The following is a 3,603-nucleotide window of genomic DNA, read 5'->3' as shown; positions in this document are numbered from 1 at the left end:
TCGTGCCCCAGACCACCCAGGTCCGCTCCGGCGAGGAGGCACTCAGCCGGATCACCGGAGCCCAGGCCCCCTCCGGCATCCCGGTCACCATCACGGCGCCGGTGTCCGAGCGCCCCAAGCGCAGCGCATCCTCCTCCCGCGGCCGCCGCGGCCCCGCCTCGGCCGCCCGGCGCCGGCCCGCCTTCGCCGCGGCCTGAGAACCACGTGAGCCGGAAACTCATCCACCTGTGCAGGAGGCATATTGTGACGCTGGTCCGGATGCAGCCCCGCTCAACAAGCAGCGACGCCGTGCAGACGGCGGCCGATCCCGTGGACGCGGCCGGGCTTCACGTCTGGGACGCGATGACGGTCGAGGTGGCTCTGTCCGTCATGGCCGCCGCCCGCACAGCTCACCTCGTCGTCCGCGACGAGGACGCGCAGTTCACCGGCATTGTCACCCAGGCCCGGCTCACCGCCGTCCGGGACGGCAGCGCGTACACCGACCAGGTCCGCTTGCGCGACATCGTCGGCAACGAGGTGCTCTTCGCCACGCCGCTGACCACAGGCGCCGACACCGAGCGCACTATGCGCCACCGGCGGCTCGCGGCCCTGCCCATGGTCGACGACCACGGCAACGCCCTGGGAGTCCTCGCCCTCTCCCGCTGAGCCGTCCCACCCGCGGCCAGTCCGGCCCTTCTTCCTTCCCTCACTCCTGTGAGGCACCATGCGCTGTGTCATCGCGCGCTTTCCGTTCGACCTGACCAAGAGCGACGTGCTGGAAACGATGAAGGGCGTCAAACCCGAGCCGGTCGTCGGCGACTCCGTGATCGAGGCCGATGAGATGGCCGCACGCGTGTGGGCCAAGCTGCCCAAAGGCTAGGGCCGCGACGGAGTACCTGGAGCACGCTGTCTCGGCGGCCACCCTGCGGAGAAGACCCCGGGCGGTGCTGTCGGTGGAGTAGGGCGGTTACGGTCTTGCCACCGGTCTTCTGACAGGTGATGGCGTGGCATTGGGCGAGGCGGTTGACCATGGGCCAGCCGAAGCCCCCGGTGCCACCGTGCAGGTCGGGGCTGCGCATGCGAGGGCCCTCGGGCTGCTGTCCTGCACGGCCACTTCGATGCTGTCCGAGTGCGCGGTCAGGCCCGGGGCGTAGATGCCGCCGCCGTGGCGGATGGCGTTGCTGACAAGTGCCGAGACGACCAGGAGCACGATGTAGACGGTCTCGCTGCATCGCCGGTACGAGGGCTTCGAGGAAGTCGCGGGTGCTCTCGCGTGCGTCGGCGACGGAGGAAGCGCGGCGAGTGTTCGCGACGCTGATGCTCATCGCGTCCATCAGGCCCCCGTCCATGGATCGCCCATGCCCACCCCGCTGCGGTCCCGGTGCTTGTGCCCCGGACCGGGGTGGTCAACCCGGCTTGATCCCGCCGTACCCGAGGACGATGACCTCGCCACCGGACAGTAATAAATCTGTGCTGGCCCTAGTAGACATTGGGCGGTGGTGTGGTTATGGTTTCTCTCGTAGCCGTGAAGACGGACAGCAGGGCCTGGCAGAGACGAACTGCCGGGCAGCAGTACCCGCAGTTGCAGTGCGCAGGACGGTTCGGTGGTGGAGTTCCGAAGCCACAGTGGTTGCAGGACGGCGACGGGGCTGACGACCGGACCGGGGGGCCCGCAGTGTTCAGGGGCCGCCGTGAGCAGTACCGCAGTGGCAGTTGGCAGTATCAGCAGTGAAGTCAGTGAGCAGGGCTCGGTAAAGGCGTCGGCTGCGGGCGCGCGTACCGGGAGCTAGGGCAGCGGGGTTCCAAGCCATAGGAGACAGGGCGAGGGGCTGGCTGCCGAAGAGTGACGCTTACTCAGGTCACCCAGCAGTACGCAACACCAGCAATACCCGCGTGACAAGCAGTACGCAGTTCGCGTTCGGCAAGTGGTTGATCAAGAGGGAAGAACGGAGGAATTTCGCGCCATCAGGATCGCCCGGGTGGATGTCTGAGCCCGGGTACCGCAGGACATCGTGAGTGAGGTGGTCTTCGGTCAAGCAACCGCGATCCCCGCATCCCCCAACCTCTCCCAGGTTGGTGTGCGGAAACAGAAGGCCGGCGCAGTACTGGGGCCGGCAGATGGTGTAGTAGTTCCTTCGGGGCCCTGGTGCCGGTAGGCACCAGGGCCCCTCGACGCGTTCCCAGAGAGGTGCAATGACCGCAGACGACTCCTTCGGCCGTCTCGATGACGACGACTACCCCGCCTACACGATGGGCCGGGCCGCCGAAATACTCGGCACCAGCCAGGGCTTTCTCCGCGCCATCGGCGAGGCCCGTCTGATCACCCCGCTCCGCTCCGAGGGCGGCCACCGCCGCTACTCCCGCTACCAGCTGCGCATCGCCGCCCGCGCCCGGGAACTCGTCGACCAGGGCACCCCCATCGAGGCCGCCTGCCGCATCATCATCCTCGAAGACCAACTCGAAGAAGCCCAACGCATCAACGCCGAATACCGCCGCGCCGCCGAATCGACCAACCCGAGGACAACGGCCTGAGGCATCCCCGCCCCGCCGGGTGCTGGCGAGTTCCACACGCGCACGTCGGCACGCTACTCCGCTTCCAGCACCTCTGATGCGACTGTCTCCCCTGGCGACCATGCGGGCGCGTAGCGTCTGTGTGGGCTGTCGTGGTTCGGAAGTTCCCCTTTGCCCACGCCTTTGGCGTGGTGCTTGCTGGGCGGTGCCGCAGGGACCAGGGCGATCCCCTCCGCCTTTTGGGCGTTCATCGTCTGGAAGGCATGAGTCAGGGCTGGGAGCTGTGTCGGGTAGCCCCGCAGCCGGTTACCGCGCCAGGGCCCTTCAGAACCGTGCGGGCCGCACCGCTTGCTTCACGCGCTCGTCCAGGCTTCGAGGAAGGCTTTCCGTCCGGCAGGATCGTCCGCCCTGCGGTCAGCGTGCAGGACGTGCCAGGCGGTGAGTTCGAGATCGCGGAGCCACAGTTCCCCGATGACCTGTGTCTTGAGGTCGGGTAGATGATCGGACTCGGCGAGGGCTTGACCGATCGCCTCCCCGGCCGCGACGCGTTGGGGCGGGGTCATCTCATCGACAGCCGAGAGGATCTGTCGGGCCAGGGCGGTTCCTTCGCCTGCCATGGATTGCAGCACCTCAGCCTTCATGTTGGCGGGTAGCAGGTAGGCGGTGCCCGAGGACCTCCACAGCTGCAACCAGAAGCGCTCCCCTGCCCCGGTGGGAGCGGGAAGCGCGGCCAGTAGCCCGAGGAGATGCCCGATGGCCGCGTAGCCACCGGAGTGGGCAGCCGCGACGACTGCGATGCCGGCCACGCGCTCCACATCGAGATGCCTGGCTTCCAGGTCTGAAGCGAGACCCAGCTGGTGTTGCAACTGGTCTGCGAGGGGGCCGGAGACGTGGGGACGGACCTCAGGAAGCATCGGCGATCCTTGCGGGTAGGTGAGCGGGAAATGCCCGTTCGGAATCCCTGATCGTTCCCCACGGCTTGCCGCTCTATTCGGCTTCGGGCGGCCCATTCGGCGTGGTGTCCCGCGTCAAGTAACTGGCATGTTTTCGGGTTCGGGAAAGCTGGGGACGAGAGGGTCGGCGTCTTCGAGGTGAACGTCGTGGGGCCGGTTC

Annotated in this window: 3 protein-coding genes and 2 pseudogenes; 4 read left to right on the top strand and 1 reads right to left on the bottom strand. The window is 67.7% G+C overall.

Annotated elements, in window-relative coordinates; all coding sequences use genetic code 11:
* From ABZ532_RS31345 to ABZ532_RS31330, 4 genes and pseudogenes are all read left to right on the top strand, one after another.
* Positions 1 to 197: pseudogene (locus tag ABZ532_RS31345) on the top strand (ATP-dependent helicase); the annotation flags it as partial.
* A 46-nt stretch (positions 198 to 243) separates the two neighbouring features.
* Positions 244 to 645 (top strand): CBS domain-containing protein, encoded by a 402-nt coding sequence (locus ABZ532_RS31340; protein WP_361291338.1) that lies wholly within the window; start codon positions 244 to 246, stop codon positions 643 to 645.
* 58 nt (positions 646 to 703) lie between these two features.
* A pseudogene (locus ABZ532_RS31335) lies at positions 704 to 808 on the top strand (SCO5918 family protein); the annotation flags it as partial.
* A 1,364-nt stretch (positions 809 to 2,172) separates the two neighbouring features.
* A complete protein-coding gene (locus ABZ532_RS31330) occupies positions 2,173 to 2,511 on the top strand; it encodes a MerR family transcriptional regulator (protein ID WP_361291335.1) in 339 nt (112 codons plus the stop codon).
* Between the two features lie 332 nt (positions 2,512 to 2,843).
* On the opposite strand, the gene ABZ532_RS31325 is transcribed toward ABZ532_RS31330, so the two are convergent.
* A complete protein-coding gene (locus ABZ532_RS31325; protein ID WP_361291332.1) occupies positions 2,844 to 3,404 on the bottom strand; it encodes a hypothetical protein in 561 nt (186 codons plus the stop codon).
* Positions 3,405 to 3,603 lie beyond the last annotated feature (199 nt).

It is taken from the genome of Streptomyces sp. NPDC019396, assembly GCF_040632375.1.
Taxonomy (GTDB): Bacteria; Actinomycetota; Actinomycetes; order Streptomycetales; family Streptomycetaceae; genus Streptomyces.
Note: the sequence above shows the minus strand (reverse complement) of the source record. Positions and strands in the feature narration are given on the sequence as shown.